At 57.5% G+C, this 26,208-nt stretch carries 26 protein-coding genes and 1 pseudogene; 23 read left to right on the top strand and 4 right to left on the bottom strand.

What is annotated here, in order from left to right; all coding sequences use genetic code 11:
* Nucleotides 1-60: 60 nt before the first annotated feature.
* The 4 genes from ugpA to ugpQ are packed head-to-tail and all read left to right on the top strand — an operon-like array spanning nucleotide 61 to nucleotide 3,622.
* Nucleotides 61-951 carry a sn-glycerol-3-phosphate ABC transporter permease UgpA gene (gene ugpA, locus VGC33_RS10835; RefSeq protein ID WP_331120761.1) on the top strand — a complete coding sequence of 297 codons (891 nt, stop codon included), beginning with the start codon at nucleotides 61-63 and terminating at the stop codon, nucleotides 949-951.
* Nucleotides 948-1,793 (top strand): sn-glycerol-3-phosphate ABC transporter permease UgpE, encoded by an 846-nt coding sequence (gene ugpE, locus VGC33_RS10840; RefSeq protein WP_331120762.1) that lies wholly within the window; start codon nucleotides 948-950, stop codon nucleotides 1,791-1,793. Before ugpA ends, ugpE begins: the two co-directional genes overlap by 4 nt.
* A 6-nt stretch (nucleotides 1,794-1,799) precedes the next feature.
* Entirely contained in the window at nucleotides 1,800-2,876 is a 1,077-nt protein-coding gene (locus VGC33_RS10845; RefSeq protein WP_331120763.1) for a sn-glycerol-3-phosphate import ATP-binding protein UgpC, read from the top strand.
* Nucleotides 2,873-3,622 (top strand): glycerophosphodiester phosphodiesterase, encoded by a 750-nt coding sequence (gene ugpQ / locus VGC33_RS10850; protein ID WP_331120764.1) that lies wholly within the window; start codon nucleotides 2,873-2,875, stop codon nucleotides 3,620-3,622. Before VGC33_RS10845 ends, ugpQ begins: the two co-directional genes overlap by 4 nt.
* A gap of 58 nt (nucleotides 3,623-3,680) precedes the next feature.
* Here ugpQ and VGC33_RS10855 read toward each other — a convergent pair whose 3' ends face one another.
* Nucleotides 3,681-3,974 carry a DUF2756 domain-containing protein gene (locus tag VGC33_RS10855; RefSeq protein WP_331120765.1) on the bottom strand — a complete coding sequence of 98 codons (294 nt, stop codon included), beginning with the start codon at nucleotides 3,972-3,974 and terminating at the stop codon, nucleotides 3,681-3,683.
* 163 nt (nucleotides 3,975-4,137) lie between these two features.
* On the opposite strand from VGC33_RS10855, the gene ggt reads away from it, so the two are divergent.
* Complete coding sequence (ggt, locus tag VGC33_RS10860) at nucleotides 4,138-5,865, top strand: gamma-glutamyltransferase (protein ID WP_331120788.1); 1,728 nt, start codon at nucleotides 4,138-4,140, stop codon at nucleotides 5,863-5,865.
* 182 nt (nucleotides 5,866-6,047) lie between these two features.
* Nucleotides 6,048-6,947 carry a carboxylate/amino acid/amine transporter gene (locus VGC33_RS10865; protein ID WP_331120789.1) on the top strand — a complete coding sequence of 300 codons (900 nt, stop codon included), beginning with the start codon at nucleotides 6,048-6,050 and terminating at the stop codon, nucleotides 6,945-6,947.
* On the opposite strand, the gene metR is transcribed toward VGC33_RS10865, so the two are convergent.
* The gene (metR, locus tag VGC33_RS10870) at nucleotides 6,853-7,788 is read right to left on the bottom strand and encodes an HTH-type transcriptional regulator MetR (RefSeq protein ID WP_331120766.1); all 936 of its coding nucleotides are present in this window, start codon (nucleotides 7,786-7,788) and stop codon (nucleotides 6,853-6,855) included. The genes VGC33_RS10865 and metR overlap by 95 nt on opposite strands.
* A gap of 102 nt (nucleotides 7,789-7,890) precedes the next feature.
* Here metR and metE point away from each other — a divergent pair, with 102 nt between their 5' ends.
* The gene (metE, locus tag VGC33_RS10875; RefSeq protein ID WP_331120767.1) at nucleotides 7,891-10,167 is read left to right on the top strand and encodes a 5-methyltetrahydropteroyltriglutamate--homocysteine S-methyltransferase; all 2,277 of its coding nucleotides are present in this window, start codon (nucleotides 7,891-7,893) and stop codon (nucleotides 10,165-10,167) included.
* 98 nt (nucleotides 10,168-10,265) lie between these two features.
* Here metE and VGC33_RS10880 read toward each other — a convergent pair whose 3' ends face one another.
* Complete coding sequence (locus tag VGC33_RS10880; protein ID WP_331120768.1) at nucleotides 10,266-11,093, bottom strand: dienelactone hydrolase family protein; 828 nt, start codon at nucleotides 11,091-11,093, stop codon at nucleotides 10,266-10,268.
* Between the two features lie 253 nt (nucleotides 11,094-11,346).
* Between VGC33_RS10880 and VGC33_RS10885 the strand changes: the two genes are divergently transcribed.
* The 13 genes from VGC33_RS10885 to hemB all read left to right on the top strand — a co-directional run bounded on the left by VGC33_RS10885 (nucleotide 11,347) and on the right by hemB (nucleotide 22,859).
* Nucleotides 11,347-12,129: a hypothetical protein gene (locus VGC33_RS10885; RefSeq protein WP_331120769.1), complete on the top strand. Its 783-nt coding sequence runs from the start codon at nucleotides 11,347-11,349 to the stop codon at nucleotides 12,127-12,129.
* 110 nt (nucleotides 12,130-12,239) lie between these two features.
* The gene (locus VGC33_RS10890) at nucleotides 12,240-12,773 is read left to right on the top strand and encodes a hypothetical protein (RefSeq protein ID WP_331120770.1); all 534 of its coding nucleotides are present in this window, start codon (nucleotides 12,240-12,242) and stop codon (nucleotides 12,771-12,773) included.
* Nucleotides 12,774-13,093: 320 nt separating this feature from the next.
* Nucleotides 13,094-13,609: a hypothetical protein gene (locus VGC33_RS10895; protein WP_331120771.1), complete on the top strand. Its 516-nt coding sequence runs from the start codon at nucleotides 13,094-13,096 to the stop codon at nucleotides 13,607-13,609.
* 103 nt (nucleotides 13,610-13,712) lie between these two features.
* Complete coding sequence (gene udp, locus VGC33_RS10900; RefSeq protein WP_331120772.1) at nucleotides 13,713-14,477, top strand: uridine phosphorylase; 765 nt, start codon at nucleotides 13,713-13,715, stop codon at nucleotides 14,475-14,477.
* Between the two features lie 140 nt (nucleotides 14,478-14,617).
* Complete coding sequence (locus VGC33_RS10905; RefSeq protein ID WP_331120773.1) at nucleotides 14,618-15,148, top strand: DedA family protein; 531 nt, start codon at nucleotides 14,618-14,620, stop codon at nucleotides 15,146-15,148.
* Nucleotides 15,149-15,218: 70 nt separating this feature from the next.
* Nucleotides 15,219-16,853: a DNA recombination protein RmuC gene (locus VGC33_RS10910; protein WP_331120774.1), complete on the top strand. Its 1,635-nt coding sequence runs from the start codon at nucleotides 15,219-15,221 to the stop codon at nucleotides 16,851-16,853.
* A gap of 70 nt (nucleotides 16,854-16,923) precedes the next feature.
* Nucleotides 16,924-17,682: a bifunctional demethylmenaquinone methyltransferase/2-methoxy-6-polyprenyl-1,4-benzoquinol methylase UbiE gene (gene ubiE, locus VGC33_RS10915; protein ID WP_331120775.1), complete on the top strand. Its 759-nt coding sequence runs from the start codon at nucleotides 16,924-16,926 to the stop codon at nucleotides 17,680-17,682.
* Between the two features lie 12 nt (nucleotides 17,683-17,694).
* Complete coding sequence (gene ubiJ / locus VGC33_RS10920; RefSeq protein ID WP_331120776.1) at nucleotides 17,695-18,300, top strand: ubiquinone biosynthesis protein UbiJ; 606 nt, start codon at nucleotides 17,695-17,697, stop codon at nucleotides 18,298-18,300.
* Nucleotides 18,297-19,934 (top strand): ubiquinone biosynthesis regulatory protein kinase UbiB, encoded by a 1,638-nt coding sequence (gene ubiB, locus VGC33_RS10925; RefSeq protein WP_331120777.1) that lies wholly within the window; start codon nucleotides 18,297-18,299, stop codon nucleotides 19,932-19,934. The genes ubiJ and ubiB overlap by 4 nt, the downstream gene beginning before the upstream one ends.
* A gap of 60 nt (nucleotides 19,935-19,994) precedes the next feature.
* Nucleotides 19,995-20,330, top strand: coding sequence for a Sec-independent protein translocase subunit TatA (tatA, locus tag VGC33_RS10930; RefSeq protein ID WP_331120778.1), 336 nt, complete (start codon nucleotides 19,995-19,997; stop codon nucleotides 20,328-20,330).
* 3 nt (nucleotides 20,331-20,333) lie between these two features.
* Entirely contained in the window at nucleotides 20,334-20,954 is a 621-nt protein-coding gene (gene tatB / locus VGC33_RS10935; RefSeq protein ID WP_331120779.1) for a Sec-independent protein translocase protein TatB, read from the top strand.
* A complete protein-coding gene (gene tatC, locus VGC33_RS10940) occupies nucleotides 20,954-21,739 on the top strand; it encodes a Sec-independent protein translocase subunit TatC (protein WP_331120780.1) in 786 nt (261 codons plus the stop codon). The genes tatB and tatC overlap by 1 nt, the downstream gene beginning before the upstream one ends.
* 100 nt (nucleotides 21,740-21,839) lie before the next feature.
* Nucleotides 21,840-22,859: a porphobilinogen synthase gene (gene hemB / locus VGC33_RS10945; protein WP_331120781.1), complete on the top strand. Its 1,020-nt coding sequence runs from the start codon at nucleotides 21,840-21,842 to the stop codon at nucleotides 22,857-22,859.
* A gap of 81 nt (nucleotides 22,860-22,940) precedes the next feature.
* On the opposite strand, the gene rfaH is transcribed toward hemB, so the two are convergent.
* Nucleotides 22,941-23,432 (bottom strand): transcription/translation regulatory transformer protein RfaH, encoded by a 492-nt coding sequence (gene rfaH, locus VGC33_RS10950; protein WP_331120790.1) that lies wholly within the window; start codon nucleotides 23,430-23,432, stop codon nucleotides 22,941-22,943.
* Nucleotides 23,433-23,623: 191 nt separating this feature from the next.
* Here rfaH and ubiD point away from each other — a divergent pair, with 191 nt between their 5' ends.
* The 3 genes and pseudogenes from ubiD to VGC33_RS10965 all read left to right on the top strand — a co-directional run.
* Nucleotides 23,624-25,111: a 4-hydroxy-3-polyprenylbenzoate decarboxylase gene (ubiD, locus tag VGC33_RS10955; protein WP_331120782.1), complete on the top strand. Its 1,488-nt coding sequence runs from the start codon at nucleotides 23,624-23,626 to the stop codon at nucleotides 25,109-25,111.
* Nucleotides 25,112-25,162: 51 nt separating this feature from the next.
* Nucleotides 25,163-25,864: an NAD(P)H-flavin reductase gene (gene fre / locus VGC33_RS10960; RefSeq protein WP_331120783.1), complete on the top strand. Its 702-nt coding sequence runs from the start codon at nucleotides 25,163-25,165 to the stop codon at nucleotides 25,862-25,864.
* Between the two features lie 78 nt (nucleotides 25,865-25,942).
* Nucleotides 25,943-26,208 (top strand): annotated as a pseudogene (locus VGC33_RS10965) (Xaa-Pro dipeptidase); the annotation flags it as partial.

The following is a 26,208-nucleotide window of genomic DNA, read 5'->3' on the forward strand; positions in this document are numbered from 1 at the left end:
ACGGCGGCCCGTCGCGCGCTGCGCGGCGGGCCAATTTTTGCATTGCGGGTTGGAAAGTTTATGGCTATCGCTTCCCATCGCGGATTCAGTCAACGCTGGCTGGCCTATCTTCTGGTGCTGCCGCAGTTGGTGATTACCGCGATTTTTTTCCTTTGGCCGGCGGGCACCGCGCTGTGGTATTCGGTACAGCGGGTAGATCCGTTCGGCATAGACAATACCTTTGTCGGCCTGGATAATTTCGTCCAGTTGGCGCAGGACCCCTATTATCTCGATTCGCTGGTAACGACGCTTATCTTCAGCGGCCTGGTGACCGTTATCGGCATGCTGGCGGCGTTGTTCCTGGCGGCGCTGGTGGATTATGCGCTGCGCGGCAAGCGTATCTATCAAACCCTGCTGCTGTTGCCTTACGCGGTGGCGCCGGCGGTGGCGGCGGTGCTGTGGATGTTCCTGTTCAGTCCTGGACTGGGACTTATCGCTTATGTGCTCAACAACATGGGCTATCACTGGAATCATGCGCAAAACAGCGGACAGGCAATGTTCCTGGTGGTGCTGATTTCCATATGGCAGCAGGTGAGCTATAACTTTCTGTTTTTCCTTGCCGCCCTGCAATCCATTCCGCGTTCACTGGTGGAGGCCGCGGCCATCGACGGCGCCGGGCCGGTACGGCGCTTTATCGATTTATCGCTGCCGCTTATCACGCCGGTGAGCTTTTTCCTTTTGGTTATCAACCTGGTGTACGCTTTCTTCGATACCTTCCCGGTAATCGACGCGGTCACCGCCGGCGGGCCGGTGCAGGCCACCACCACGCTGATTTACAAAATTTACCGCGAAGGATTCGCCGGCCTGGATTTGTCCAGTTCCGCCGCACAGTCGGTGGTGCTGATGATGGTGGTGATTGTGCTGACGGTCATCCAGTTTCGTTTTGTCGAACGTAAGGTGCGATATCAATGATAGAACATCGCCGCGGACTGGATATCTTCTGCCATTTCATATTGATACTAAGCGTTGCCGTTATTCTGTTGCCGCTGTATATCGCGCTGGTGGCGGCGACCATGGACAATCGCCAGGTGTTCCAGGTGCCGCTGAGCCTGGTGCCGGGCAGTCATTTGTGGGAGAACATTCGCCACGTCTGGCTGGTGGGCGTGGGCAGCCAGGCGGTGCCGTTCAGCCGGTTGCTGTTCAATAGCCTGGTCATGGCGCTGGGGATTACCCTGGGCAAGATCAGCGTGTCGATGTTATCCGCCTACGCCATCGTTTATTTTCGCTTTCCGCTGCGCAATCTGTTTTTCTGGCTGATTTTCATGACGCTGATGCTGCCGGTTGAGGTGCGGATTTTCCCAACCGTCGATGTGATCGCCAATCTGCATATGCTCGACAGCTATACCGGCCTGACGCTGCCGCTGATGGCGTCGGCCACCGCGACGTTTCTGTTCCGTCAGTTCTTTATGACCGTTCCCCATGAACTGCTGGAGGCGGCGCGCATCGACGGCGCGGGGCCGCTGCGGTTTTTGTGGGATATCCTGCTGCCGTTGTCGAAAACCAATCTGGCGGCGCTGTTTGTGATCATCTTTATCTACGGCTGGAACCAGTACCTGTGGCCGATCCTGATTATCAACAACAGCGCGATGGGCACCGCGGTGGCGGGGATCAGAAGCATGATCGCCAGCGGCGACAGCGCCACGCAGTGGAATTACGTGATGGCGGCGATGCTGCTGACCATGATCCCCCCCCTGACAATTGTATTGCTGATGCAGCGCTGGTTCGTGCGCGGCCTGGTCGATAGCGAGAAATAATCCTTTATGGCAAGTTTGATACTACAAGCGGTCGAGAAAACCTATGACGGCAAGACGCCGGTGATAGCCCCGTTAAACCTGGAGGTGGCCGATGGGGAATTTATCGTGCTGGTGGGGCCGTCCGGCTGCGGTAAATCGACCTTGTTGCGCATGGTCGCGGGCCTGGAGAGCGTCAGCAGCGGCGACATTTATATCGACGGCGAGCGGGTGACCGAACGCGAACCCAAGGACCGCGGCATTGCCATGGTGTTTCAGAATTATGCGCTCTATCCACATATGAGCGTCTATGACAATATGGCCTACGGCCTGAAAATCCGCGGTTTCGGCAAGCAGCATATCCAAAGGCTGGTGGAGCGGGTGGCGCAGATGCTGGAGCTTGGGGAACTGCTGCAGCGCAAGCCGCGCGAACTGTCCGGCGGGCAACGCCAACGCGTGGCCATGGGGCGCGCGCTGGTGCGGGAACCGGCGGTGTTCCTGTTCGATGAGCCGTTATCCAATCTGGATGCGAAATTGCGCACCCAGATGCGGCTGGAGCTACAGTTGCTGCATCGCCGCCTGAGAACCACCAGTCTGTATGTGACCCACGACCAGGTGGAGGCCATGACGCTGGCGGAACGGGTGATCGTCATGAATAAAGGGCGGGTGGAGCAAATCGGCACCCCAACGGAGATTTATCGCCGTCCGGCGTCGCTGTTCGTGGCCGGATTCATGGGGTCGCCGGCCATGAACCTGCTGCCGGGCCGGATTAGTGAGGACGGGGCCTGTTTCCAGGTGAGCGGCGGTCCGTCGCTGCCGCTGGCCGCCGTTGGCGCGCAATGGCGCGGACGCGAGTTGACCGCGGGTATCCGTCCGGAGCATATTGAACAGTCGAGGTCCGCTGCCGACGGCCCGGCGCTGGAAATTATTTCACTAGAGCAACTGGGCGCGGATAACCTGGTCCATGGGCGCTGGGGTGGGCGTTCCATGGTAATACGACTGCCGCATGATCGGCAGCCGGCCATTGGGACGGTACTTTATTTACAGTGTCCTGCCCATGCATGGCACTTTTTTGATCCGTTAAGCGGATCCCGGGTGGAATTATGACAGAAAACTGGCCTTATCCGACCATCGTCGCCCATCGAGGCGGCGGTTCGCTGGCGCCCGAGAATACCTTGGCGGCCATTGATACCGGCGCGCGCCATGGCCATACAATGATCGAGATAGATGCAAAGCTTTCCGCCGATGGACAGATTTTCTTGCTGCATGACGATACGCTGGAGCGCACCAGCACCGGCCACGGTATCGCCGGCCACTTTGCCTGGGAAGATCTGGCGCGGCTTGACGCCGGAGCATGGTTTAACGATAAATTCCGCGGCGAGTCCTTGCCGCTGCTGGCGGAGGTTGCGGCTCGCTGCGCCCGGCATGGACTGGCGGTGAATATCGAGATTAAACCCACGACCGGCACCGATGTCGACACCGGCCGCGCCGTGGCGCTGGCGGCGGCCCGGTTGTGGCAAGATAGCGCGGTGCCGCCGCTGTTATCTTCGTTTTCAGTCGATGCGCTGGCGGCGGCGTTGCAGGCCGCTCCTCAACTGCCGCGCGGGCTGTTGCTGCACTTTTGGGATGATAACTGGCCGCGGCTTGCCCAGGAGCTACAGTGCAGCGCGCTGCATTTGAATCATGAAGTGCTGACCGAGGAGCGGGTTGCGCAAATCACCGATGCCGGCCTGCATATCCTGGCCTATACCGTGAACAGCCCTTATCGCGCGCGCGCCCTGCTCAGCTGGGGGGTGGAGACCCTTTGCACCGACCGCATTGATCTGATTGGCCCCGACTTCGCCGATAGCTAGCGTGCGCGGTTAACCGATGCGGGCGGCCGGTGTAAATCCAGGGTCGCGCCGGGGCGGCTTAGGGATTGGGCTGCGGTTTTATCAGCGGTGCGTTCTGCCGCGCCCGCTGGCTGTCGTTATTGAGCTGCGACTGCAGCTGGCTGCGCTGGTTATTCTGCTGGATTTGCTGCTGTTGCTCCAGGCGAAGCTGCTGCTGCCGGGTATTGCTTTGCATTTGCTGTTTTAGCTGCTGCTGCGCCGGACTTTGCCCATAGGGGTCATCGCGCTGCGCGGGCGTGAGGGGTTTAACCGCCGCCATTGCCGCCAATGATGCCAGCATAACCGGCAACCATAGCCAAATAGAGATTTTCATGTGCGGCTCCGTGGTGATGTCCTTGTGTTATTTTAACCGTTAAACAGTCATTACGCGAGGCGACGTGTGCTTAGGCGACATCGGTCAGAAAAAAATTGAAACTGTCGCTGATTTGGTTAATAAGTAAATAAATACCATTCACCAGGATATGAAACCCATGCGTATGTCCTCATCAGGCGGTGTGTTGTCGCTGGCGCTGGCCTTATTGCTGACAATGGCGCCCACCGGCGCCGCGCCGCTGTCCTACGGCATTGAAAATGATATCCAGCATCCGGTTTATGCCCGGCGCGGCATGGTCTCAACCGTAGACGAGACGGCAACCGGCGTGGGGCTGGATATCCTGCGCGCGGGTGGTAACGCGGTGGACGCCGCGGTGGCGGTGGGGTACGCGCTGGCGGTGACCCATCCGCAGGCGGGAAACCTGGGCGGCGGCGGTTTTATGCTGGTGCGCACGCAGCAAGGCGAGGTGGTGGCGATTGATTTTCGTGAAATGGCGCCGGCCGGCGCCACCCGCGATATGTTTATCGGCGCGGACGGCAATGCCGACAGCAAGCGCTCATTAACCAGTCCGCTGGCGTCCGGTACGCCGGGCACCGTGGCGGGCATGTCGCTGGCGCTGGACCGCTTCGGTAGCCTGCCGCTGGCGCGGGTAATGCAGCCGGCTATTAAGCTGGCCCGGGAAGGGTTTAGCGTTAATAAGGCCCTGGCCGACGATCTGGCCTCTTATGGTAAGGAGGCGCTTATCAACCATCCGAACAGCAAGGCGGTATTTTTTAAAGCCGACGGCCAGCCCTATGCGCAGGGGGACCGGCTCACCCAGCCGCAGCTGGCCCACAGCCTGATGCTTATCGCCGAACAGGGACCACAGGCGTTCTACCAGGGCGCCATCGCGGACGAAATCGCCGGCGAAATGCAACGGGACGGCGGGCTTATCGGCAAGGCCGATCTCGCGGCCTATCGAGCGGTGGCGCGCCAGCCGGTATCCGGCAGCTATCGGGGATATCAGGTGTTCTCCATGCCGCCGCCCTCCTCCGGCGGCGTGCATATCATTGAGATTCTGAATATCCTGGAAAATTTTGACCTGGCCCATATGGGCGCCGGCAGCGCCGACGCCATCCAGGTAATGGCGGAAGCGATGAAATTCGCCTATGCCGATCGATCGCAGTATCTCGGCGATCCGGACTTCGTTAAGGTTCCGGTACCGGCGCTGACCAGCAAGGCTTATGCCAAAACCCTGGCGCAGCGTATTGATGTCCATCGCGCCAATCCATCCGACACCATCAAGCCTGGCCAGCTACAGCCCTACGAGAGCGATCAGACCACCCATTACTCGGTGGTGGACGGGCAGGGCAACGCGGTGGCGGTGACCTATACCCTTAACACCTATTTCGGCAGCGGTATCATGGCAGGCGGCAGCGGCATTCTGCTCAATAACGAAATGGATGATTTTTCCGCCAAACCCGGCGTGCCGAATATGTATGGGCTGGTGGGCGGTGACGCCAACGCCGTCCAGGCCGGTAAACGGCCGCTGTCTTCCATGTCGCCCACCATTGTGGTGAAAGACGGCAAAACCTGGCTGGTCACGGGCAGCCCCGGCGGCAGTCGCATCATCACCACCGTGCTGCAAATGCTGGTCAACACCATTGATTTTGGCATGAATGTCGCCGAGGCGAGCGCCGCGCCGCGTTTTCATCAGCAGTGGACTCCGGACGAACTCCGGGTGGAGAAAGGGTTCAGTCCCGATACCATTAAGCTGCTGGTCGCAAGGGGACAGCACGTCAAGGTGCTGCCGGTAATGGGCAGTACGCAAAGCATTATGGTGATGCCCGACGGCACCTTCTCCGGCGCTTCCGACCCGCGCACCATTGATGATCTGACCGCGGGATATTAATCAGCGTAACAGGCCGGGGTCTTATCTCGCCATCCCGTATTGAGACGCGCGCGTTGCCGACATGGTTGCCGAATTGCCGGCAACGCGCATGCTTAATAATTACCCACTTGTAAACCCTATTTGTGAAAATTCACGGCATAAATCCGCTAGAATAGCGCTTTGGCTTTACTGGAATGCTAAACGTGCCGCTGCTTATCATCACCACCATTTTATGGGCGTTTTCATTTAGCCTGATTGGCGAGTACCTGGCCGGGCAAGTGGACAGCTATTTTTCGGTACTGGTGCGGCTTACGCTTGCGGCGCTGGTGTTCCTGCCGTTCCTGCGCTGGCGCGGCTACCGGGTAAAACCGCTGCTGTTGTATATGGCGGTGGGCGCCTGCCAGTTGGGCATCATGTATATGATTAGCTACCGTGCCTATCTCTATCTGACGGTGCCGGAATTTTTATTGTTTACCGTCATGACGCCCTTGTACGTGACGCTGGTGTATGACCTGCTGCGTCGCCGCCGGCTGCGCTGGGGCTATGTGCTGAGCGCCATGCTGGCGGTGGCCGGCGCGGCCATCATCCGCTACGACGGCGTCAGCGAGCACTATTGGCACGGACTGCTGCTGGTGCAGGCGGCGAACCTGATGTTCGCCATCGGCCAGGTGGGCTACAAACGGCTGATGGAGGTATACCCGATGCCGCAGCACACGGCCTTTTCCTGGTTTTACCTCGGTTCGTTTATCGTGGCGCTGGCCGGCTGGTGCCTGTTCGGCAGTGCGCGGCAATTGCCCGCCAGCTCGTTGCAATGGGGCGTGCTGATCTGGCTGGGGGTCGGCGCGTCGGCGCTGGGGTATTTTATGTGGAACTACGGCGCCACCCAGGTAGATGCGGGCACGCTTGGTATTATGAATAACTTTCACGTCCCGGCCGGACTGTTGGTCAACTTCGCCATCTGGCAACAGCGGCCGCACTGGCCGAGTTTTATCGTCGGTGCGGTGGTTATCATGGCGTCGCTGTGGGTTCACCGCCGCTGGATCGTTGGGCGTCCCGCACATACGGCAAATGCGCGCAGGCATGCTGACGAGACGAGCGAATAAATGCCTCGATTACCGGCTGGCGCTGCTCGCCGTCCCTGGCCGCGGCGTAAAGCCGGCTCCATAGCCCTTTGCCCAGGGTCTTGGTCACGATAAGCCCCTGGCGCTCAAAACTTTCCACCACCCAATGCGGCAGCGCGGCGATGCCCATGCGCGCCGACACCATCTGGATCAGCAGCAGGGTATTGTCCACGCTCTTCAGCACCGGGCTTACGCCCGCCGGCTGCAGGAAATGCCGCCAGATATCCATGCGCTGGCGCTGTACCGGGTAAATCATCAGCACTTCTTCGCTTAAATCCTCGGGCGTTATCCGCTCTTTTAACGCCAGCGGATGATCGGGCGCCAGCACCAGCCGCACTTCATAATCAAACATCGGCACATAAAACAGCCCGCTGCGCGGCAGGATATCCGAGGTCAGCACCAGATCCAGCTCGCCCTGCTGCAAGGCCGGCTGGGGGTCGAAGGTCACGCCGGAGCGAAAATCCACCAGTACCTGCGGCCACAGTTCGCGAAACTCGGTCAGCGCGGGCGTTAGCCATTGAATACAGCTATGGCACTCAATGGCGAGGCGCAGCGTGGTCTGGTGCGGCGCCAGGCAGTTTTGCAACGCCTGCTGCACCTGGGGCAGGATTTGCTCGGCCAACTGCAGCAGGATCTCTCCCTGCGGGGTGAAACGCAACGGCTGGCTTTTGCGCACGAACAGCCGGAAGCCCAGCCGCTGCTCCAGATCGCTGAACTGATGCGAGAGCGCGGATTGCGTCTGGTGAAGCTGCGCCGATGCGGCGGCCAGCGAACCGCTGTTACGCAGCGCCTGTAGCGTGCGCAGATGTTTAAGTTCGATCATGAGGGTGTTTCACCTGGAAGTGAATAATTTGCGCTTGTGGATAATACAGTACATGGTGATTATGGATGTGTAAACATCCGGACGTCTAAATGGGAGAGAGCAATGGCAATTCAAAGTCACACACTGGGTTTTCCGCGCGTGGGTTTGCATCGCGAACTGAAAAAAGCGCAGGAAAGTTATTGGGCAGGGAAATCAACGCGGCAGGAATTGCTGGCGGTGGGTCGCGAACTGCGCGCGCGCCACTGGCAACAGCAAAAGGATGCCGGCGTGGACCTGCTGCCGGTGGGCGATTTTGCCTGGTACGACCATGTCCTGACCACCAGCCTGATGTTGGACAACGTACCGGCGCGGCATCGCGACGGCACCGGCCCCACTGACCTGGACACCCTGTTCCGCATCGGCCGTGGCCGGGCGCCCACGGGTGAACCGGCCGCCGCGGCGGAAATGACCAAATGGTTCAATACTAATTATCACTATATGGTGCCGGAATTTTCCCGCGGCCAATCTTTCCGCCTGGGCTGGACACAGCTGCTGGACGAAGTGGACGAAGCGCTGGCGCTGGGCCATAACGTCAAGCCGGTGCTGCTCGGCCCGGTCAGCTATCTGTGGTTGGGCAAAGTGAAGGGCGAGGATTTCGACCGCCTGTCGCTGCTGGCCGAAGTGTTGCCGGTGTATCGCCAGGTACTGGCGGAGCTGGCGAAACGCGGTATCGAATGGGTGCAGATCGACGAGCCGGCGCTGGTGCTGGAACTGCCGCAGGCCTGGCGTGACGCCTATCAGGCCGCTTATCAGGGTTTGCAGGGGCCGGTTAAACTGCTGCTGACCACCTATTTCGACAGTATCGGCCATCATCTGGATACTATCAGCGCCTTGCCGGTCCAGGGGCTGCATGTGGATCTGGTGGCCGGCAAGGATAATCTTGCCGTACTGCACGAACGGCTACCGGCGCACTGGCTGCTATCGCTGGGCATTATCAATGGCCGCAACGTCTGGCGCGCCGATCTCGCCGCCTGTCTTGAGCGTATCCAGCCGCTGGTCGGCCAGCGTCCGTTCTGGGTGGCGACCTCCTGTTCGTTATTGCACAGCCCCATCGATTTAAGCGTTGAAACCCGCCTGGACGACGAAGTAAAGAGTTGGTTCGCCTTCGCCCTGCAAAAATGCGAGGAATTGGGCATGCTGCGCGCCGCGCTGGCGCAGCCGGACGACGCCCATATACAGGCCCTGGCGCGGTATAGCCAGCCTATCCGCGATCGCCGGCATTCCAACCGGGTTAACAATCCGCTGGTGAGCGCCCGTCTGGCGAAAATCACCGCCCGGGACAGTCAGCGCCAGCAGCCTTATACGCAGCGCGCCGAAGTGCAGCGCCGGCGTTTCGACCTGCCCGCCTGGCCCACCACCACCATAGGTTCGTTCCCGCAAACCACCGACATCCGCGGACTGCGCCTGGACTTCAAGCGTGGCCGCCTGGATAAAGCCCACTACCGCACCGGCATCAGTGAGCATATTAAGCAGGCCATCGCCGAGCAGGAACGCCTGGGACTGGATGTACTGGTGCATGGCGAGGCCGAGCGCAACGACATGGTGGAGTACTTCGGCGAACACCTGGACGGTTTTGTCTTTACGCAAAACGGCTGGGTGCAAAGCTACGGTTCGCGCTGTGTTAAACCGCCGATCATTATCGGCGATATCAGCCGCCCGGAGCCGATAACCGTAGAGTGGGCCACATATGCCCAGTCGCTGACCGACAAACCGGTGAAAGGCATGCTGACCGGTCCGGTGACCATCCTGTGCTGGTCGTTCCCGCGCGAGGACGTCAGTCGCAAGACCATCGCGCGCCAGATAGCCCTGGCGCTGCGCGACGAAGTGGCGGATTTGGAGCAGGCGGGCATCGGCATTATCCAGATCGACGAACCGGCGCTGCGTGAAGGGCTGCCGCTGCGCCAAAGCGAGTGGGCGGCCTACCTGGACTGGGCGGTGGAGGCCTTCCGTCTTAACGCGGCCGTGGCGCGCGACGACACCCAGATCCATACCCATATGTGCTACTGCGAATTCAACGACATTATGGATTCCATTGCGGCGCTGGACGCCGATGTGATCACCATTGAAACCTCGCGTTCGGATATGGAACTGCTGGAAAGCTTCAAAGAATTCGATTATCCCAACGATATCGGACCCGGCGTTTATGATATCCATTCCCCGAACGTGCCGAGCGAAGAGTGGATCGTCTCGCTGCTGCGCAAGGCCGCCGAGCGTATCCCGGCGCAACGTCTGTGGGTTAATCCGGATTGCGGCCTTAAAACCCGCGGCTGGACCGAAACCCGCCAATCGCTGGCGAATATGGTCAGCGCCGCGAAAAGGCTGCGCGCCGAACAAAAGTAATCCCGTCAAAAAGGCGTTAAATGAGAGGAGGCGCGCGCGCAGCGACGCGCCACCCTCTTTATTGCTTGCCGGAAATCCGGTGCGCTTGGGCGCCGGATTTATTTCACGCCGTACTTATCGAACCATGCCAGCATGCGCTGCCAGCCGTCAATGGCCGATGGGGCATGATAACTGGCGCGGTAATCTGCATTGAACGCATGTCCCGCATCGGGATAGACCACAATCTCGGCAACGGCGTTGGCGTCACTGACCGCCTGGCGCATGGCGTCGATGGTATCCTGCGGAATGCTGGTATCCTGCCCGCCATACAAACCCAGCACCGGCGCGGTGAGCGCCACCGCGATATCCACCGGATGGCGCGGCGTCGCCAGGGTTTTATCGCCCACCAGCTTGCCATACCAGGCCGCGGCCGCCTTGAGCTGCGGATTATGCGCGGCATACAGCCAGGCAATTCGCCCCCCCCAGCAAAAACCGGTGGCCGCCAGGCGCCGGCTGTCGCCGCCGTGGCGCGCCGCCCAGTGCGCGGTGTGATCCAAATCGGCCATTACCTGGGAATCCGGCACCTTGCTGACCAACTGTTGGAATAATGTGGGAATATCATCAAAAGCGGTCGGATCGCCCTGGCGGAAATAGAGCTCGGGGGCCACTGCCAGATAGCCTTGTTTTGCCAGTCGGCGGCACAGATCGCGGATATGCTCGTGAACGCCAAAAATTTCCTGGATAACCAGCACTATCGGGAAATGTTCGCCGTCCCCCGCCGGGCGCGCCATATAGGCCGGCATGCCCTTGCCCTGGGTGGTAATCGTCGTCGGGGCCGCGACCAGGCCGATGTCGTCGGTATGGATCACGGAAGAAACCGGTGTGCCGGCGGCCGGCGCAAACCCGGCGCGGGATGTTTGCGAACTGATGGTATCGTCAGGAGTCATGGGGCTGCCTTGGTTATCCAGTGATATAGCAGCACTTAGTATAGTCAAATTGACCGGTTATTGAACCGCCGTCGCCGGGCAATTTTAGTTAAAGAAAGCATCATCAAACTTGCGATAGATATCTTGTTAACCATTAAAAGAGCATTTTTTTAAAGTTTTTATTATTCTTGTCAGTTAAGGTGCAAGTGATTTGAAAGTTAAGAATTATTGAAGTGTTTACTCCACACCATACTTAAGACAGGGAAATGCCGATATGGTTAATGCAAACGCTATTCCTTACGTTGACCCGCCTTATACGGGTACGGAAGGGCGTTATCCCCTATGGCCGTCTCATTGCCTGGATAGATTAAAAAATAGCCTGTCTACGGTTATGAATACCGCTATTGACATGGCAAACTCATTCTATTATGTAAGCCGGATCGCTTTTACTGCTGCAAATGTATGCGGAAGAATGTATTGTCATGATTTGAGCGCATTGTTGAAATCTGTCGGAAATTTCACCCACAATTGCGCGACATCAGTTTTTTTTCTTCAGGATTTTAGGGTAATACGTTGCTTTACCGTACGGGCAGGCCGGAATCAAGGTGTGCATGGCTGCACGAATATGCTTATATCGCTTTACCAGTGGGTTAATTTTCTCAAAGGCAGCCATCTGCCAGAATTAGCACTTATATTATCCAATAACGGCGATTCAGATGTCACTTTGGACAATAAAATACTGGCGGGGCTGATGAGTCAGTCTTGCAGTGATATAATAAAAAAGATTGAAAGTGAAAATAGGGAATATGGTAAGACGGTGTTTTTACTGAAAGCATTTAAAAAGACCGTAGATTTTTATATACAATTAACAGAACTAACCGATAGTATTTCTGCTATATTAAAAGGTATTGGCGCCAAGATAAAAAATGGTTTTTCCCATGTCGCTTCAGTTGTTAATGACTTTATCATTTACCCCTTGCTCATGGCGCTAAAAAATATGGCAAAGATTATACTCATGTTCCTCGGCCATTTTATTAAATCGGCCCCCCGGCAATAAAACGCGCTGGCTTAAAATAAAATGTGACCATGTTATGTACCTTCATTAAATAGCTAATGTGGGAAAACACAAGCATATATATTTTTTCCTCACAATATCAAAGGATCTTTATGACTATATCCGCAGCCTATCCACTGCTAATACCGCCCAGCGTAAACGTCGCTATCCATCCTCCCGCGGATACTCCTCCCGGGGGATGGACAGGCCTGCTGAAAAAGGTCAGAAACTGCGTCGACGCCGTATCCGAAACAGCGCCTCAACTGCTTACTCTTGTTAACGGCGCGGCAATCGGTTGTGCCTTTGTCGGGTTAGGCGCAAGCCCCCTGGCCGGTGTTTTAGCCAGAGCCGGGGCGGTATTGGCCGTTACGGGTACGCTAAGCGGCTCCATGGCCGTTCTGGCAAAAGTATATGATTACCTGGCCGATGCGGTGGAAAATGGCGCTTCACCCCTGCTGGAGAAAATAACCTCTTTCTCCCGGGAAACTTTATACCCCCTGTTGCAGCGCTCGCTTGATAAAGTGAATGAGTTGATGAACGCCGGCGCTGGCGTCGTCCGCAAGTTATTAGCAGACTGCATTACTGAACAGCCAATAATAAAATACCTTTTTATATCATTCTCAATGCCTAACGTTTTTTCGAATTAGCGGTAATTTATCCGTTTTTTCTCGTGTGCAAATGAAAATAAGCATAACGATATGACCGTTGGGCCAGGTTTTGGTTGGCGCTACGCTACCTTGAACTGTCCAGGATGAAAGTCCATTTTGAGGTCATCTACGCTTGAAAAAATTGAATTTCTTATTTAAAGTACGTCGCTAAAATTATAGCTGCTATCTCATTATTTGCCTTTCACTAAAAAGAAAAATGATATTTCTTTTTATGATAGTCAAGAAACTATTATCAATGGTAATTAATAGCTATGTTAAAAGGGCACGGCTGATTAAACCTTTATTTCGGGAGAATCGTCATGATTATACCTGCCAGTAATTTCATGTCCGACAGTACTGTAGTCCAAAAAGGCGCTCAAGCAAATACTGTTGAGGTAAATAACACCTTAGCCAAGCGCCTCACCGGGGTCGAAAACACCCCGGTGGCTCCCGCCTCCACCGGATCGGCTTTTTCCGCCATCGCCCGATTTGCGGGTAAAGTCGCCGACGCCACCGGGCTGTCCAGACTGGCTTCGGGGCTGGTCAGCGTCGGCAACGCGGCGGGGCGTTTACTGGGCCTCGGCCGCGAGGGTTCCTCGGTACTGTCGCTGGTTGTCACAGGGATAAAAATTGCGCAGTACGGCGTCCAGAAGTTGCTTTATGAGGTGATGTCGCTGATGAAAGATCAGGCGTGGGCGATAATCAATGCCTGGCTTACCAAAATCATCGAAGATGGAGGACATATGACGCCTTACGACGTATTTCACAGCCTCATCACGGCCATTCGCGACAATACGGAGATGAAGACATTGTTCCATGATGTAGTGACGGCATGACCTGTCACAGTGAATGTGACATGCCACCGGACAATGGCGGGTAAAAAAGGGATAATGTCGGCATTATCTGCGTGTCGACATTTTATTTTCAGAGGTATCTGCCATGTCCGCTTCCGATGTCTTTCATCTTGGCCTGACGCATTCCGATCTGCGTGGCGCTACCCTGGCCATCGTCCCCGGCGATCCGCAGCGGGTGGAGAAAATCGCCCGTCTGATGGACGAACCCGAGCCGCTGGCCAGCCACCGCGAATTCACCTCCTGGCGGGCATGTGTTGCCGGTAAAACGGTGATTGTTTGTTCCACCGGTATCGGCGGCCCGTCCACCTCCATTGCCGTCGAGGAACTGGCGCAGTTGGGTATCAGGACATTTTTGCGCGTCGGCACCACCGGCGCCATCCAGCCGGATATCCCGGTGGGGGACGTGTTGGTTACCACCGCCGCGGTGCGGCTAGACGGCGCCAGCCTGCATTTTGCGCCCATGGAGTATCCCGCGGTGGCCGATTTCGACTGCACCACCGCGCTGGTATCGGCGGCCAGACGGCTCGGAGCCGGGGTCCACATCGGCGTAACCGCGTCGTCGGACACTTTTTACCCGGGGCAGGAGCGGTATGACACCTTTTCGGGACGGGTGGTCAATCGCTTCAAGGGCTCCATGCGCGAGTGGCAGGCTATGGGCGTGATGAATTATGAAATGGAATCCGCCACCTTATTAACCATGTGCGCCACCCAAGGGTTGCGTGCCGGCATGGTGGCGGGCGTTATCGTCAACCGCACCCAGCAGGAAATTCCCGATGAAGGGATCATGCGGCAAACGGAAAGCGCGGCGGTAAGCATTGTGGTGGCGGCCGCCCGACTGCTGCTCGCCTGAGCATCCTTCGCGACCGGGATAAATTTCCCGGTCGTTTTCCCCCGGTTTAATCTGCCCGCGCCTTAACATGGCATCATGGAGCGCAAACTCCCCCTACCGGTCTTCCCGGTTATTTACCGCCCTGCGCCAAGAGAGCCGCCTTGTCATTGGATGAAATCATTACTCATACCACCGAATTTGTCCGCCAGCAGCAATTCTGGGCCATTCCGCTCGTATTTATTCTCGCGTTCGGCGAGTCGCTGGCGTTTTTATCGCTGTTGCTGCCCGCCACCGTTTTTTTGCTGGCGCTGGGCGTGCTCATCGGCGAGGCCGGCATCGATTTCTGGCCCGTCTATGCCGCGGCGGTAGCCGGGGGGTTCTTTGGCGACTGGCTGTCCTACTGGCTGGGATATCACTACCAGGAGCGGCTGGAGCATCTTTGGCCGTTTTCCCGGCATCCCCACATGCTGGCGCGCGGGCAGGCCTTTTTCGACCGCTGGGGTCTCGCCGGCGCTTTTTTCGGTCGTTTTTTTGGACCGCTGCGCGCGGTGGTGCCCTTGATCGCCGGCATTTGCGGCATGCCCAGATTCTATTTTCAACTGGCAAATTTCGGCTCGGCGGCGATATGGGCATTCGGCCTGTTGGCGCCGGGGGCGTTCGGCATCCAATGGATTAGCGGATTCTTCGGCTGATAAAACCCGCTGGACATCTATACAGTTCACCCTTAACGTGGCAGTCAGTATTGTTTTGGGTGGAGGTAACATGGATTTCAGCCTGTTTTATGGCCTGGGCGGCCTGGTCATCGGGGTGCTGGCCGGACTGGCGATCGCCGTGGCCCGCTATCAAAAGCAGCGGGGACAAGCCGAGGTGGAGCTGCGCCTGCGCGCGCAGTCCCTGGCGACGGCGCAGCAGGAGTTGGAGCGCTCGCAGGCGGCTTATCGCCAGTGCGAGCAGCAATTGCGCGCCGCCGAACGTGAGATGCGCGATCTGTACGGCCGTCTCGCCACCGCCGAGGAACGGCTGGCGCCCCTGGCGCACTGGCGCGGCGAGTGCGAGCAGCTTAACCAGGAATTGCGGGCGCAGCGCGAGGTGAACAGCGCGCAGGAGGCCGAGCTGCGCGAAGTCACCATCCGCCTGGAGGAAACCCGCCTGGGCGCCGAGGAAAAGCAGCGCCTGCTGGTTAACAGCGAGCAGCGGCTGGCGGCGCAGTTCGAAAACCTGGCCAACCGGATCTTCGAGCAAAGCGGACGCAAGGTGGACGAACTCAACCGGCAAAGCCTGGATTTGCTGCTCATCCCCCTGCGCGAGCAGTTGGACGGATTTCGTCGGCAGGTCCAGGATAGCTTCGGCCAGGAAGCGCGCGAGCGGCATACCCTGACCCATGAAATCCGCAGCCTGCAGCAGCTGAACGCCGAGATGGCGCGGGAAGCGGTGAACCTCACCCGCGCGCTCAAGGGTGATAACAAAACCCAGGGTAACTGGGGCGAGGTGGTATTGAGCCGGGTGCTGGAGGCCTCGGGACTGCGGGAGGGATATGAATACCAGACCCAGGTGAATATCCAGGTCGATGCCGTCCACCGCATGCAACCCGACGTTGTCGTACGCCTGCCCCAGGGCAAGGACGTGGTTATCGACGCTAAAATGTCGCTGGTGGCGTATGAACGTTTTTTCAACAGCGATGATGACCTTGAGCGACAGGCCGCGCTGCTGGAGCATATTAATTCGCTGCGCGGGCATATGCGTTTGCTTGGCAGAAAAGATTACCAACAATTGCCCGGTTTACGCTCGCTGGATTATGTGTTGATGTTTATTCCGGTCGAGCCGGCCTTTATGCTGGCCATCGATAAGCAGCCTGAGCTGATTAGCGAAGCGCTGAAGCTGAATATCATGCTGGTCAGCCCAACCACGCTGCTGGTGGCGCTGCGCACCATCAACAACCTGTGGCGCTATGAGCACCAGAGCCGCAATGCCCAGCACATTGCCGAGCGGGCGACGCGTCTGTACGACAAAATGCGGCTGTTCGTCGACGATATGACCGCCATCGGCCAAAGCCTGGACAAAGCGCAGGCGGTCTATCGGCAGGCCATGAATAAACTGGCGCAGGGGCGTGGTAATATCATCAGCCAGGCTGAAGGGTTCAGGGCGCTGGGCGTTGAAATCAAACGCCCGATTAATCCGATTCTGGCCGAGGGATCCGGAATCCGCCCCTATACCGATCCGCCGGAGCGTGCGGACGGGGGTGCGGACGACGATGGCGGCGACCTGGCCGCGGCCGGCGCGCACGCGAGCGACAACCCTCTGGACCCCGCCTGGGATGAAGCGCCTGTACCGGTTGACGATGCCGCCCCGGCGGCGGAAACTTCGCAACGGGCGCGGGAAGATTACCCGCTCAGGTAGGGGGACGGAGTGTGGCTTTCAGCCCGCTTCTGTTACACTTCTCTGATAACTGATAAAGCAGGGCAAAAAAATGGCAGATGAAGACCAGCGTGAAACGACTCATTTCGGCTTCCGCACCGTTGCTAAAGACGAGAAGGCGGTCATGGTGGCGGATGTCTTTCATTCCGTCGCGGCAAAATATGATTTGATGAATGACCTGATGTCGTTCGGCATCCACCGGCTTTGGAAACGTTTCGCCATTCATTGCAGCGGCGTGCGCCGCGGGCAGAAAGTCCTGGATCTGGCCGGCGGCACCGGCGATCTGACCGCCAAGTTTTCCCGCCTGGTGGGCGAGGAGGGCGAAGTGGTGCTGGCCGATATCAATGATTCCATGTTAAAGGTCGGCCGCGAAAAGCTGCGCAACAAAGGCATCATCGGCAACGTACGCTATGTGCAGGCCAATGCCGAGGCGTTGCCGTTTCCGGACGATACCTTCGACTGCATCACCATCTCCTTCGGCCTGCGCAACGTGACCGAAAAAGAGCAGGCGCTGCGCTCGATGTACCGGGTGCTGAAACCGGGCGGCCGTCTGCTGATCCTGGAATTCTCCACGCCGTTGTTCAAACCGCTGAACAAGGCCTATGACCTCTACTCCTTCCATGTCTTGCCGCGTATCGGCGAGATGGTGGCGCGCGATGCCGGCAGCTATCGCTACCTGGCCGAATCCATTCGCATGCATCCGGATCAGGAAACGCTGAAAGCCATGATGCTCGACGCCGGTTTCGACAGCGCCGAATATTTTAATATGACCGGAGGTATCGTTGCCCTGCATCGCGGTTACAAATTCTGATCGGGAAATGACATGTTGATGCTATTGGTTACCGCAACGCTTGAAACCGCGCTGAAACGCCTGCTGTATCAAGATGGGTTAATGAAGCCGGCGCGCCAGCGCCTGAAAGGCAAGGTGTTGCGCTTCGAGCTGGCGGAACTGGACAGCCCGGTGGTCCTGGTGTTCGGCGAGACGCAGGTGGATGTCCTGGCCGCCTGGGACGGAACGGCCGACTGTACCCTCAGGACGCACTTATCCGCGTTACCGGCCCTGCGCCGGCGCCAGCAGTTGCCGTTATTAATCAAGCAAGGCTCACTGGACGTTGACGGGGACTTGCAGGTCATGCAGCAGTTTGTCGCGCTGCTGGACATGGCGGAAGTCGACCCGGCGGAGCTGCTGGCGCCGTATCTGGGCGATATTGCCGCCGAAGGCCTGACGCAAAAATTAAATTCCCATGCCCGCGGGCTGCGCCGGCGCCTGCGCGAGCAGCAAATCTGGCTTGGTCAGGCGGTGACCGAGGAATGGCGCTTATCCCCTTCATCCCTGGAGCAGGCGTGGTTTTGTGATGAAGTGGATGCGATAGACCGCGCTGGGGCCGTCTTAACGGCCCGCCTGGCAAAACTGGAGTCCGGCCGATGATTGTGGGAGAACTACGCCGCCTGTATTTTATCGTGCGGGTGCTGCTCAGCTACGGGCTGGACGAACTGATACCCCGGATACGCCTCACCCTGCCGCTGCGCCTGGGGCGCCGGCTGGTATTCTGGATACCCAATGAGCATCTAGAGGAGCCCTTGGGCGTCCGGCTGCGCCTGGCGCTTCAGGAACTGGGGCCGGTTTGGATCAAATTCGGCCAGATGCTGTCCACCCGGCGTGATTTGTTTCCGCCGGTCATTGCCGATCAACTGGCCATGCTGCAGGACCGGGTCAAGCCTTTCGACGGCGCGCTGGCGCGCCAGCATATTGAAAAAGCCATGGGGCAGCCGCTGGAAGCCTGGTTCGATGATTTTGATCAGGTCGCCCTGGCGTCGGCCTCCATTGCCCAGGTGCATACCGCCCGGTTGAAAGAAAACGGCAAAGAAGTGGTAATCAAGGTGATCCGCCCGGATATCATGCCGATGATCAAGGCCGATATGCGCCTGATGTACCGACTGGCCAGCTGGCTGCCACGCCTATTGCCGGACGGTCGCCGGCTGCGTCCGGTGGAAGTGGTGCTCGAATATGAAAAAACCCTGCTTGATGAACTGAACCTGCTGCGCGAAACGGCGAACTGCATCCAGCTGCGGCGTAACTTCGAAAATAGTCCGATGCTGTATATCCCGGTGGTCTATCCGGATTACTGCAGTGAAACCATGATGGTCATGGAGCGCATCTATGGCGTGCCGGTTTCCGACGTGGCGGCATTGGAAAAACAGGGAACCAATATGAAATTATTGGCGGAACGCGGCGTGCAGCTCTTCTTTACGCAAGTGTTTCGTGATAGTTTTTTTCATGCGGACATGCATCCAGGCAATATCTTCGTCAGCTTTGAACATCCGGACGACCCGCAATATATCGGCATAGACTGCGGCATCGTCGGTTCGCTGAATAAAGAAGACAAGCGCTATCTGGCTGAGAATTTTATCGCTTTTTTCAACCGGGATTACCGTAAGGTGGCGGAGCTGCATGTGGATTCGGGCTGGGTGCCGCCCGATACCAACGTGGAGGATTTTGAGTTCGCCATCCGCACCGTGTGTGAACCCATATTTGAAAAACCCCTGGCGGATATCTCATTCGGCCACGTATTGTTAAATCTGTTTAACACCGCCCGGCGATTTAATATGGAAGTACAGCCGCAACTGGTGCTGCTGCAAAAAACACTGCTTTACATCGAAGGCATCGGCCGCCAGCTTTATCCGCAGTTGGATTTGTGGAAAACGGCCAAACCCTTCCTGGAAACCTGGATCAAGGATCAGGTGGGCATCCCGGCCATTTTGCGGGCGATGAAGGAAAAAGCCCCTTTTTGGGCGGAAAAGCTGCCCGAACTGCCGGAGCTGATTTATGACGGCTTCAAACACCATAGATCGCTGCAAAAGAGCGTCGACAAGCTGACCGTCGAGCTAAAAGGGCAGCATGTCCGGCAGGGACAGGCGCGGTTTCTATTCGGTATCGGCGCGACGCTGCTGCTTTGCGGCACTTTTTTATTATCATTGGGTAACGAGGTGTCCTCGTTCCCCGCCTGGTTAATGGCTGCCGGCATTGTAAGCTGGATCGTTGGCTGGAAACGCACGACGTAAATTTTGCGGGTCCGGTAAAATCCGGTAACTCGAATCAACCCCCTAAACAGAGGTGATATCATGGGCGGCATCAGTATTTGGCAATTATTAATTATCGCGGTCATTGTGGTGTTATTGTTCGGCACCAACAAGCTGCGCGGCATGGGCTCGGATTTGGGCGCATCCATCAAGGGTTTTAAAAAAGCCATGAACGATGATGACAAACCCGCCCCGCGGGATACGGATAAAACCGGCCAGGATGCTGACTTTGCGGCGAAGACCATCGCACAACCTCAGCAGCCTCAACCCCAGCAATCACAGCCGCAGCCGCCGCAGCAATCGCAGCCGCAGCAACCCCTTCAGCCGCAGCCGCCGCGGCCGGACGATTCGGTAAACAAAGACGACAAGCAGGTATAATCTGTGTTCGACATTGGATTTGGTGAACTGGCCCTGGTGTTTGTGATTGGACTCGTGGTGCTCGGCCCCGAGCGCTTGCCGGTTGCCGTGCGCACCGTGGTCGGTTGGATAAGGGCCTTACGCTCGCTGGCGTCGACGGTACAAAATGAACTGAGCCAGGAGCTGAAGCTGCAGGAACTGCAGGACAGCCTGAAAAAAGTTGAGCAAGCCAGCAAGAATAACCTGTCGCCGGAGCTAAAAGCCTCGATGGAAGAGCTTCGCGAGGCGGCCGACTCCATGAAAAAAAGCTTTCACAGTAAACTGGTTCCCGATACCGAGGGTGATGCCGCGCCCCAGACTATCCATAATCCGCTGATAACCGATCCGGAAGCTATTCATGATGGCGTGACGCCGGCGGAGGGCGCCACCCAGGCCGATGCGCCGCCGATGTCGCCGGAACCGGCACAGGGCGTGGCGACGACGATAGCGCCGGAACCTGTCCAGCCTGGTGCGCCGACGACAGCACCCGGCCCGGTGGACAAGGGCTCATTTGAAAATCAACATGCCGAGGTCCGGAACGAACCGGTTTCAGCGCCGGATAACGCGGCTGCTCCCACTCCCCTTAAAAATAATGATCGCTCATAATGGCCGTTGAAGATACCCAACCGCTTATCAGCCATTTGATTGAGCTGCGTAAGCGTTTACTGTACTGCATTCTCAGTGTGCTGGTGGTGTTCCTGTGCCTGGTTTATTTTGCCAATGATATCTATCAGATTGTTTCGGCACCTTTAATTAAACATTTGCCGGCCGGCGCCAGTATGATAGCGACCGATGTGGCGTCGCCTTTCTTTACGCCTATCAAGCTGACGATTATCGTTTCGGTGTTTGTTTCCGCGCCCCTGCTGCTGTACCAGGTGTGGGCCTTTATCGCGCCGGCGCTCTATAAGCACGAACGGCGATTGATGATGCCGCTGCTGTTCTCCAGCACGCTGCTGTTTTACGCGGGCATGGCGTTCGCTTATTTTATCGTGTTCCCGCTGGCCTTTAGTTTCTTTGCCCAAACCGCGCCGCGCGGGGTGTTGATCGCCACAGATATCAACAATTACCTCGATTTTGTCATGGCGCTGTTTATGGCCTTCGGCGTGTCGTTCCAGGTGCCGATAGCCATTGTGCTGTTGTGCTGGACCGGCGTGGTCACGCCCGACGATCTGAAGAAAAAACGGCCTTATGTGCTGGTCGGCGCTTTTGTGGTCGGTATGCTGCTGACGCCGCCGGACGTATTTTCCCAGACGCTGCTGGCGATCCCGATGTACCTGTTGTTTGAAATCGGCCTCTTCTGCGCCCGGTTTTATGTCGGCAAGGGCCGGCGCGGGCGGGAGGGCACCTCGGACGACAATACCGAAGATCCCAATGATGGGGATCAAGTTTGATTTGTCGCAGTTTGAACCGCCCGCTGGGGCGGTTCTGGTTTCAAGCAGAATAACCTCAACGCCGCCAGCGCCGCGGACGGCGTTATTCAGGAGAAAAACCATGAGTAACCTTTTCGCCGCCTTCCCCCATCGCCGCCTGCGCAGGGTTAGGCGCCATGACTTCAGCCGCCGACTGGTGGCGGAAAACCAGCTGACCGTCAATGACCTGATTTATCCGGTATTTGTCATGGAAGGCAAACAGCGCCAGCAGGAAGTGCCGTCCATGCCCGGCGTGTATCGCATGACCATCGATCTGCTGATCAGGGAAGCGGAGGCGGTCGCCAAGCTGGGCGTGCCGGTGCTGTCGCTGTTCCCGGTCATTGAAGCGCCCTATAAATCGCTGCTGGCGGAAGAAGCCTATAATTCCGAAGGCCTGATACCCCGCGCCATCCGCGCGCTGAAAGACGCGGTGCCGGAGCTGGGCCTGCTGACCGATGTGGCGCTGGATCCCTACACCACCCACGGCCAGGACGGCATCATCGACGACCAGGGTTATGTAATTAATGATATTACCAAGGAAATCCTGGTACGCCAGGCGTTGTGCCATGCCGAAGCGGGCGCGGAAATCGTCGCCCCGAGCGATATGATGGATGGACGCATCGGCGCGATACGCCAAAAATTCGAGCAGCAGGGTCTGGTTAATAATCAGATCATGGCGTATTCGGCCAAGTATGCGTCTTGTTATTATGGCCCGTTTCGCGACGCGGTAGGCTCAAGCGCCAACCTGAAAGGCGGCGATAAAAAAACCTACCAAATGGATCCGGCCAACAGCGACGAAGCGCTGCAGGAAGTGGCGCAGGACCTGCAGGAAGGCGCGGATATGGTGATGGTGAAACCGGGCATGCCTTATCTGGATATGATCCACCGGGTAAAGGAAACGTTTGGCGTGCCGACCTTCGCTTATCAGGTGTCCGGCGAATATGCCATGCATATGGCGGCTTTCCAGAACGGCTGGCTGCAGGAAAAACCGGCCGTCATGGAATCGCTGCTGTGCTTCAAGCGCGCCGGCGCCGACGGTATCCTGACCTACTTCTCCAAACGCGTCGCCCAATGGTTGCATGACGATAGCCTGCGGCGCTGAAATAAGTAAGCCGCTCCCGCGGCGCGTGCGGGGGAGCGGCTTGATAAGCATTGCGGCCAGATGCCGCGCCGGTTTCCCGGACTACAGGATCTTTTGAAACTGCTTGTTGTCGATGCTTTGGCTGACCTGTTTGTTGAGGAAATTGAGCAACAGCATTGAACGCGCTTCACCGTCGGGTTCGCTATAAATCGCCTGGAGGCCTTCAAAGACGCCGTCGGTAATCATCACCAGGTCGCCGACATAAGGGGTTTGCGGGTCGGTCACCCCATCGTAGCTATGATCGCGCAGTTCTTCGATAAGCTCGGAGGCAATGGTCACCGGCAGGTTGCCGAAACGGACGAAATGGCTCACGCCGCGGGTGGCGCTGATGGTGGTGGTATGGATGCGTTCGGGATCGAACTCGATAAACAGATAGTTGGGAAACAGCGGTTCATTGACGGCCGTGCGTTTGCCGCGAACGATTTTTTCCAGGGTGACCATCGGGCTCATACACGCCACCGCCTGTCGTTCCAAATGTTCTTTCGCTCTCATCATCTGGCCGCGCTTACAATACAATAAATACCATGCTTCCATAATCTGATGCACCCATATTACCGGAGGCCCAGCATAACAAAGGCCTCCTTAAATAAACAGTCTGACCTTATTATAGCCGGAACCCATGGCGTAAAATAAAACAGCATATTTACCATCAATTTTGACAAAAGGGCGGCATGGCGGGTAAACAGACTTTATAATGCAAAGATAACCCGGCATCCGATGACGCTATGAAATACCGAGACTTGCGCGATTTTCTCTCCTTGCTGGAACAGCGGGGAGAATTGAAACGAATCACCCTGCCCATTGACCCCTATTTGGAAATGACGGAAATTGCCGATCGAACTCTGCGCGCGGGCGGACCGGCGCTGCTGTTTGAACACCCCCGAGGCTATGCCATGCCGGTACTGTGCAACCTGTTCGGCACCCCGGAGCGGGTGGCGCTGGGCATGGGCCAGGAGAGTGTCGCGGCGCTACGGGAGGTGGGCCAACTCCTGGCCTTCCTCAAAGAACCGGAGCCGCCGAAAGGCTTTCGCGATCTGCTGGATAAGGCGCCGAAATTTCGCCAGGTGCTGAATATGCCCACCAAACGGCTTGGCTCCGCGCCGTGCCAAGAGCAAATCTGGCAGGGCAAGGATGTTGATCTCGGCCGCATTCCCATCATGCACTGCTGGCCGGGCGACGTGGCGCCGCTCATCTCCTGGGGCCTGACGGTCACCCGCGGGCCGCACAAGGAACGCCAGAACCTGGGTATCTACCGCCAGCAGGTGCTGGGTAAAAATAAAGTCATCATGCGCTGGCTGTCGCACCGCGGCGGCGCGCTGGATTTCCAGGAATGGCGCGCGGCGCATCCGGGTGAACGCTTCCCGGTGGCGGTGGCGCTGGGCGCCGATCCGGCCACCATCCTGGCGGCGGTGACGCCGGTGCCCGACAGCCTGTCCGAATATGCGTTCGCGGGTCTGCTGCGCGGCTATAAGACCGAGGTGGTAAAGTGCGTCTCCTGCGATCTCGAGGTACCCGCCAGCGCTGAAATCGTGCTGGAGGGCTATATTGAACCGGGGGAAACGGCCGCCGAAGGCCCCTATGGCGATCATACCGGCTATTATAATGAAGTGGATGAGTTTCCGGTATTCACCATAACCCATATCACCCAGCGGCGGGACGCCATTTACCACTCCACCTACACCGGCCGTCCGCCGGATGAGCCGGCGGTCATGGGGGTGGCGCTTAATGAAGTCTTCGTTCCCATTTTACAAAAGCAGTTTCCGGAAATCGTCGATTTTTACCTGCCTCCCGAAGGCTGCTCCTACCGCCTGGCGGTAGTGACCATCAAGAAGCAATATGCGGGCCATGCCAAACGGGTGATGATGGGGGTGTGGTCATTCCTGCGTCAATTCATGTATACCAAATTTGTCATCGTATGCGATGATGATATCAACGCGCGTGATTGGAAAGATGTTATCTGGGCCGTTACTACCCGGATGGATCCGGCGCGCGACACGGTGTTAATGGAAAATACGCCGATAGATTACCTGGATTTTGCCTCGCCGGTTTCCGGATTGGGTTCAAAAATGGGAATGGACGCCACGAACAAATGGCCGGGGGAAACCGCGCGCGAGTGGGGCACCCCAATTCGCATGGACGACGGGGTTCGCGCCCGCGTTGACGCGCTGTGGGACGAACTGGCCATATTAAAAGATAGCGGTAAAGGGCAATGATGTTTCCCGCCCTCCATTCCATTTTGCTTAATAGCCCGACAGAGGGAATGCATGACAACATTGACCTGTAAGGTCACTTCCGTGGATGCCATCACCGATACGGTATATCGGGTGTGTCTGGTACCGGAAGCGGCTTTTAGTTTTCGCGCCGGTCAGTATCTGATGGTAGTGATGGATGAACGCGACAAACGCCCTTTTTCCCTGGCGTCGACCCCGATGGAGAATTCGGTAATCGAGTTGCATATCGGGGCCTCCGAACTGAATCTGTATGCGATGGCGGTGATGGATCGTATCTTGAAAGATCGCGTCATCACCGTCGATATCCCCCATGGCGAGGCCTGGCTGCGCGACGATACCGATCGCCCCGTGGTCCTTATCGCCGGCGGCACCGGATTTTCTTATGCCCGCTCAATCCTGCTGACCGTGCTCGCCAATCAACCGCAGCGGGAGGTGGCCATTTACTGGGGCGGCCGGGAGCTACAGCATCTATACGATCTGGGTGAGCTGGAAGCGCTGTGCCTAATGCATCCGCGCCTGAAGGTGGTGCCGGTGGTCGAGCAGCCGGACGAAAGCTGGCAGGGCAGAACCGGAACGGTGCTCAGCGCGGTGTTGCAGGACTACGGTTCGCTTGAGGAATACGATATCTATATCGCCGGCCGTTTTGAAATGGCGAAAATCGCCCGCGAGCGTTTTTGCGCGGAACGCGGGGCCGTACCCGCCCGGATCTTCGGTGATGCGTTTGCCTTTATCTGATCGCCAAGGCGAGAGGGTTTACCCGCCGGAACGCTATGCTACTATGGCGGCAATTGCGCGGTAACATAAGGTCAGACCATGGAATCATTTTCTACGCTTTACCAGGACCATCTCGCGACGTTGCAAAAGCGCGCGCGCGAGGTGCTGGCCCGGCATAACCTGGATGCGTTGCTTATCCATTCCGGCGAACCGATCACGGCGTTCCTGGACGATCACGATTACCCTTTCAAGGTCAATCCTCAGTTCAAGGCCTGGCTGCCGGTCATCAGCGTGCCGCATTGCTGGCTGTGGGTCGACGGGGTCAACAAGCCTAAACTCTGGTTCTACAAGCCGGTTGATTACTG

It is taken from the genome of Acerihabitans sp. (genome assembly GCF_036398755.1).
Classification (GTDB): Bacteria; Pseudomonadota; Gammaproteobacteria; order Enterobacterales; family Enterobacteriaceae; genus Acerihabitans.